General features: G+C 63.8%; 6 protein-coding genes. 5 read left to right on the forward strand and 1 reads right to left on the reverse strand.

Going from position 1 to position 6,823, the window contains the following annotated elements:
* Positions 1 to 511: 511 nt before the first annotated feature.
* Complete coding sequence (gene ucpA / locus I2E26_RS00845) at positions 512 to 1,309, reverse strand: SDR family oxidoreductase UcpA (protein ID WP_195419245.1); 798 nt, start codon at positions 1,307 to 1,309, stop codon at positions 512 to 514.
* Between the two features lie 343 nt (positions 1,310 to 1,652).
* Between ucpA and I2E26_RS00850 the strand changes: the two genes are divergently transcribed.
* The 5 genes from I2E26_RS00850 to I2E26_RS00870 all read left to right on the forward strand — a co-directional run bounded on the left by I2E26_RS00850 (position 1,653) and on the right by I2E26_RS00870 (position 6,698).
* Positions 1,653 to 2,618 (forward strand): 3'-5' exonuclease, encoded by a 966-nt coding sequence (locus tag I2E26_RS00850; protein WP_195419246.1) that lies wholly within the window; start codon positions 1,653 to 1,655, stop codon positions 2,616 to 2,618.
* 224 nt (positions 2,619 to 2,842) lie between these two features.
* Complete coding sequence (locus I2E26_RS00855; RefSeq protein WP_195419247.1) at positions 2,843 to 3,667, forward strand: helix-turn-helix domain-containing protein; 825 nt, start codon at positions 2,843 to 2,845, stop codon at positions 3,665 to 3,667.
* 296 nt (positions 3,668 to 3,963) lie between these two features.
* A complete protein-coding gene (locus I2E26_RS00860) occupies positions 3,964 to 4,314 on the forward strand; it encodes a helix-turn-helix transcriptional regulator (protein WP_255519219.1) in 351 nt (116 codons plus the stop codon).
* Positions 4,315 to 4,368: 54 nt separating this feature from the next.
* A complete protein-coding gene (locus I2E26_RS00865; protein WP_195419249.1) occupies positions 4,369 to 4,587 on the forward strand; it encodes a cation transporter in 219 nt (72 codons plus the stop codon).
* Between the two features lie 188 nt (positions 4,588 to 4,775).
* On the forward strand, positions 4,776 to 6,698 hold the full coding sequence (locus I2E26_RS00870; protein ID WP_195419250.1) for a heavy metal translocating P-type ATPase: 1,923 nt from the start codon (positions 4,776 to 4,778) through the stop codon (positions 6,696 to 6,698).
* Positions 6,699 to 6,823 lie beyond the last annotated feature (125 nt).

A 6,823-nucleotide genomic window follows, 5' to 3' on the forward strand; every position in this document is an offset into this window, starting at 1 on the left:
GCAGCGCCAGCACGGCGCACGATGGCGTTGGAACGCGCGCTCGCGGCATGCTCGAGCGCCTCAAGCACCAGATACGTCACGAATAGGAAGGGCACGAGCCCGAGAGTGTCCTCGAGCGCGTGTTCGGCAAAGTGCAGCAGCAAGTCCACGGCAGGTTCTCCTCGACAGATATATGTTGGGCGCGCACCGATGGCGACAGATGGGGCCTCGCGATTACGGGAGCAACACGCCGCGCGTCCACGCCCATATGGTCACGCTGTTTTCATACCCCGCGCGCCCCATGGCAGACGCGTAGCATGCAAGGCCATCAGTATACTCAAGAGTTGCCATAGGATAACTCCCGTATGGCCAGCATGCCCCTTCGACACAAAAGAAGCAGCCCGACCTCGCATATCTCGAGGACGGGCTGCTAGGCCTCGCGGCGGCGCAGGGTCTCTGCAGCAGCAATCGGCCGCACCGAACACCGGACCGGCAGGGGCCCCGGCTGAACGGCGCCGCGTGCCGCTACGCGCTAATTGGTACCGATGGACATCGTCTCGGGCAGCGTGCTGCCGCCGTCGATGACGATCTGCGAACCGGTGAGGTAGCTCGACTCGTCGCTACCCAGGAACGCGAAGAGCTCGCCCACCTCGATGGGGTTGGCCAGGCGCTTCATGGGCACGCCAACGGCGATATCGGCGATCGCGGACTCGGGGTCGTCCGGGTTGGACTCGAGCGCCATCTTCTCCACCATCGGCGTGCGCGCATAACCCAGCTGCGAGCAGTTCACGCGGATGTTGCGGTCGGCGTACTCCACCGCCAGGCACTTCGTGAGTCCCACGAGAGCGGCCTTGGTCATGGCATAGGCGGCCTCGCCGGCATCGGCCACGATATCGCCGGTCACCGAAGACGCGATCACGATGTTTCCGCCGCCCTGCTCGAGCATATAGGGGATCACGGCCTTGCAGGTGTTCCACACGCCCTTGATGTTGACGTCGATATGGAAGTCACGCGTGGCGTCGTCCATCTCCTCGAAGGGGGCCAGGCGGCATACGCCGGCATTGCAGCAGGCCACATCGATGCGCCCGAACGCCTCGATGCCGCGAGCCGCGGCCTCGTCCAGCTGCGCGCGGTCCGCAACGTTGGCGACCGCGGTGATGATCTGCGCGCCGTACTCCTCGCGCAGCTTGGCGGCCGCGTCCTCAACCGAGGGCGACAGGTCGACCATGATGAGCTTGGCGCCGTACTTGGCATACGCCATGGCGATGCCCTCGCCCAGACCCGCGGCGGCACCCGTGATGAGCGCGACCTTTCCATCCAGCTTTGCCATATGAATCTCCTCTTCCCTGTATGCGCCCCGGACACCGACGCAACGTCGCACGACGAGGCCGGGCGCAGGGGCGCGAATACCAGCTCATCCATTGTAGCGCCGTTCGACAGGGGCGGGCGCGGGCAACACGGCTCGGGCGCGGACGCGCGCGTAGGCCACCGCACGGGCCATCGCACTTCCCCTGCCGGGACGCGGCGCACCATAAAGTTTCACACCCTAAACACCCTCGCGTCGCAACAACCCACTATACTCATGGGCACCACGAAAGACCGCACGCCGGCGTCCGAGCGCACGCGCATCGCATGCGCTCGGGCGGCGGTGCGAACACGATAGGAGCCCATACATGAACGCCCAACAGGCACTCGAGTACTACCGCCAGCCGTTCATCCCCATGTTCATCTACGGCGATTACGACGCCATGGAGTCCGAGCGCCAGCGCGGCGAGGAGGCCATCAAGGCGCTGCTCGACGAATGGCGCGCCAACGACGAACCCGGCTTCGACTTCGACATCATCCTCGAACTGGCCGACCGCAATCGCGAGCTGTGCGACCAGATCGGCGAGGCGCGCCTGCGCAACCTCTCCAGCCCGCTGCTCGCACGCAACCTCTCCGACGCCGACCTGTGCGCCGCCATCGGCAAGATGCAGGGCCGCGCCGCCAGCGCCGTCGCACGCGAAGTCCGCGGCGACCGCGACGCCTACTCCGTCGCGTACGTGCGCAAGCCCATCAAGGGCACGGTGCTGGGCATCGATATCGAGACCACCGGGCGCGCCCCCGAGCGCGGCTACATCATCAACGTTGGCTGGGAGATCATGGAGCTCACCAGCGATGCCGTGCCGCACGACCCGCAGGCCTTCTACTGCGGCATCCCCGACATCTACCGCGAGGCCGGCGTACCGCTCGCCGAGATCCACCACATCCAGTGGTCCGACCTCGAGGGCAAGACGCCCTTCCGCACGGACGCGAAGCTGCAGAAGGAGCTGCTGCGCCTCATGAAGAAGTACCCCATCATGGCCCACAACGCGGCCTTCGAGGACAGCTGGTTCATGCTGCACCTCCCCGGCTACGCCGAGGCGCGCCGCGCGGGCAAGATCATCGTGATCGATTCGCGCCACATCTGCCGCTCCGTCGATGGCGAGGTGCGCACCCTGCCGCGCGAGAGCGCGCCGGCGAGCCTGCAGAACTGGGCGCGTCGCCGCGGCACCCTGGCCGCCGACGAGAACGAGCTGCACCTGGGCCTCGACGACACCGACCTCATGCTGCGCACGGTGCAGGCGGAGTTCAACGGCAAGAACATGTTCCTCAAGTAGGAACGCGATCCGGTCCATCATCGACCTGCTACTCGCGCCCGTGGCGGCGAAGCGCTCTATCCCGCTACCGACGGGGGTGCAAGAATCGACTCATTAAAGCAGGTAGCCATGTCTGCACAAGGAATTGTGCAGACATGGCGGGCATCCTTCCCTAAACTCATGGATAACGAAGGGCTTGCAAGCGTTCTTCCATCGTTTCCTCGAGTCCTATGGAAGGAGCAGACATGATACTCTCTGAGCAGATCAAGAGAGGTCGCAACGCGCTCGGCATGTCGCAGACAGACCTGGCCGAAACTATCTGGGTTTCCCGCAACACCGTGTGCAACTGGGAAACCGGCGCAACGACACCGGATATACAGAGCCTGGTCCTCATGAGCGCCCTCTTCGGGGTCTCCGTTGACGAGATGGTCAAGGGAGACGACAAGGTCATGGCCCAGGCGATTGCGCGCGACCGGCGCCACATCCTGCTTGCAGGCCCGCTGACCCAAGGCAACCCCGAAGAAACCGAGCCCAAGCTCAGCCTCTTCGATCTCAACGCAATCGGCAGCAGCGTATACGGAAAATTCGAGAGCACGGATATTACCGATGCCGGCGCACTCGCCTTCCGCCTGGTACGCGTCGCCTCCTTCTTTAGCCGAAAGCTGTACTACCTCGTCGACGACGCCGGCCGCCGCATTGGAACCATATCGAGGAGGCACGCCCTGCATCACCCCGTGTACCAGGTGCGCATAAACGGCTTCGACCGTGTGCAGCTGCGACGAGAGATTCGCATCGACGGCGGCTACAAAGACGTGATCCGCTTCGACGGCGAGGGCATATCCGTGGACGGGAATCTCATGGGCGATGACTTTACGATTCTGCGCCATGGATCAAAACTCGCAACCGTCCGAGTTCGACCCGCGCACAATCGCGTCGCCTACGGCATAGATCTCGCTGATGAAACCCTCGCCCCGCTCGCACTCGGCATCGTCCTCACCATCATGATGCTGCGCAACTACGACCAAGTGTGGGTTCGCGGCGCAGGCAGCAGAGCAGCCAGCGACTTCTAAACAGACGGCAACATAACCCGCAAAGGGCGCTCTCGAGCGAATCGAGGGCGCCCTTTGCGCAATCTTGCCGACTTATCCCATCGCTTTTCAATATCGTCGAGTAGCTCCATACTCCGAGACCATGAAACCGCAGGTACGGCATTTGCCATCCATGCTGGATACATTAGGAATACGGTCTCGCCCTGTGTAAAGTCGGCAAGATTGCACAACGGAGAGATATTTCTGAATTCGATTCCTTGACATATGAGCATACGTTCATATAATCATAACCATAAGTTATATGAGCATGTGTTCATATGAGAGGAGGTTACATGGATAAGCATCCCGTAGATGAGCAGGCGGCGAAACCCGGAGAGGACGCCATGCCCGAGGAGGAGATGCTCTATGACCTGGCCGACCTGTTCAAGGTCTTCAGCGATACCACGCGCATCAAGATCCTGTACGCGCTGATGACCGACGAGCTCAGCGTCAACGAGATCGCCGAGGCCCTCGGCGCATCCCAGTCCGCGGTATCCCATCAGCTGCGCATCCTCAAGCAGGCCCATCTGGTCAAGTTCCGCCGCGACGGCAGGAGCATCCACTACTCGCTGGCAGACGAGCACGTCCTGACCATCCTCGACCAGGGCCTCACCCACATCTGCGAGTAATCGCCCATCCGGGCGCCCTCGAACGATTCCCAAACCAACGGAAAGGAACCCATCATGCGTAAGGTATTCAAGCTCGACGAGATCGACTGCGCCGTGTGCGCCGGCAAGCTCGAGGAGGCCATCAAGAAGCTCGACGGCGTGCAGGACGCCAAGATCAGCTTCCTCACCCAGAAGCTCACGCTCGAGGCCGCCGACGAGGACTTCGACGCCGTACTCGATGCCGTGGTCAAGCTCACCGCGGAGGTCGAGCCCGACTGCGAGATCCTGCGCTAGAGCGAGGCTCATTCCCAACAGCCAGGGGCCTGGCGGCCTCCCACCCAGCTTGCTTTCACTCTGAAACCACGGAGAACCCACCATGCCCCAACGACCCGCCTCACCCCGCTCGAAACGACGCCAAGGATGATCGGGTGAAGCTTCCCCATAGTTGTTAGCGGCGTCGTAAATTGAAAGGGGTTTTCCCTATGAACAAGAAGCAAAAGAAGTGGCTCAAGCGCATCCTCATCGCGCTCGCGCTCTTCTTCGCCGTCATGGCGCTCGACGAGCTCGGCGTGCTCGCAAGCATCTTCGGCGAGCCCGGCGCGCTGTATGCGAGCTTCGCGCTCTACCTCGTGCCCTACCTCATTGCAGGCCACGACGTGCTCGCAAAGGCATGGCGCAACATCCGCCGCGGCGAGGCGTTCGACGAGAGCTTCCTCATGGCCGTCGCCACGATCGGCGCGTTTGCCATGGTCTTGTTCCCCGAAGCCGAGCCGCACATGGCCGAGGGTGCCGCCGTCATGCTGTTCTACCAGGTAGGCGAGCTGTTCCAAAGCTATGCGGTGGGTAAGAGCCGCAAGTCCATCGCGGCCATGATGGACATCGCCCCCGACTACGCCAACATCGAGCGCGATGGCAAACTCGTTCAGGTCGATCCCGACGAGATTCAAATCGGCGACGTCATCGTGGTCAAACCCGGCGAGCGCGTTCCCATCGACGGCATCGTCATCGACGGATCGTCCCAGCTCGATACCGCCGCGCTCACCGGCGAGTCCATTCCGCGCCATGTCGAAGAGGGCGGCGAGGTCATCTCGGGCTGCATCAACATGACCGGCGTGCTGCGCGTGCGCACCATCAAGCTCTTCGGCGCCTCCACGGTCAGCCGCATCCTGGAGCTCGTCGAGAACGCCAGCGAGAAGAAGGCGCGCACGGAGAACTTCATCACCCGCTTCGCCCGCGTCTACACGCCCATCGTGACCTTCGCGGCCATCGCCATCGCCATCGTGCCGCCGCTGGTGGGCATGGGCGCCTGGGCCGACTGGATCCTGCGCGGCCTCACCTTCCTGGTCGTGAGCTGCCCGTGCGCACTCGTCATCTCCGTACCGTTGTCGTTCTTCGGCGGCATCGGCGGCGCCAGCCGTCTGGGCATCCTGGTCAAGGGCTCCAACTACCTCGAGGCCCTCTCGCAGGTCGACACCGTCGTCTTCGACAAGACCGGCACCCTCACCTCGGGCACCTTCGGCGTCGTCGGCGTGCACCCGCACGGAACCATAGATGCCGGGCAGCTGCTCGCCCTGGCGGCGCACGCCGAGGCGTTTTCCGACCACCCGATCGCCGCATCCGTGAAGAAGGCGTATCTGGATGGGCAGGGTGATTCACCTTCCCCCGCGATCGACCAGGCGCGCATCAAGGATGCAGCCGAGGAATCCGGCCACGGCGTCAGCGCGACCGTAGACGGGCACAGCGTCCTCGTGGGCAACGGCAAGCTCATGGCCGCGCACGGCATCGCCTATCCGGACTGCGAGCTCACCGGCACCATCCTGCACGTCGCATGCGACGGCGTCTATGTAGGTCACGTCGTCATAGCCGACGCCATCAAGGACGACGCCGCCCAGGCAATCGCCGACCTCCACGCCGCCGGTGTCGAGCGCTGCATCATGCTTACCGGCGACCGCGAGGAAGTCGCCCGCTCCGTGGCCACCGAGCTCGGTTTGGACGAATACCACGCCCAGCTCCTGCCCGGCGACAAGGTCGAGCAGCTCGAGCGCATCCTCGACACCGCCCGCGGCAACCTGGCCTTCGTGGGCGACGGCATCAACGACGCGCCCGTCCTCACGCGCGCCGACGTGGGCATCGCCATGGGCGCCATGGGCTCCGATGCCGCCATCGAGGCCGCCGACGTCGTGCTTATGGATGACCGTCCGAGCAACATCGCGCGAGCGATTCGCGTGGCCCGCAAGACCATGCGCATCGTGAATCAGAACATCGTGTTCGCAATCGGCGTGAAGTTGCTGATCCTCGCCCTCGCCGCGGTGGGCATCGCCAACATGTGGCTCGCGGTCTTCGGCGACGTGGGCGTGGCTGTAATAGCGATCCTCAACGCCATGCGCGCCATGGGAGACGCGTAGGGCCACACCCACCTGCTAGGGCGACGGTCGCCGCCCCCGCGCCAGCTTCGCTCGTCGCGAAGGCCGAGCGGGGGCCGCGCCGCCGTCCGACATGCACTCCATCCCTACCAGCAGGGATATTGAAG

Origin of the sequence: Collinsella sp. D33t1_170424_A12, assembly GCF_015554865.1 — a bacterium.
Classification (GTDB): Bacteria; Actinomycetota; Coriobacteriia; order Coriobacteriales; family Coriobacteriaceae; genus Collinsella.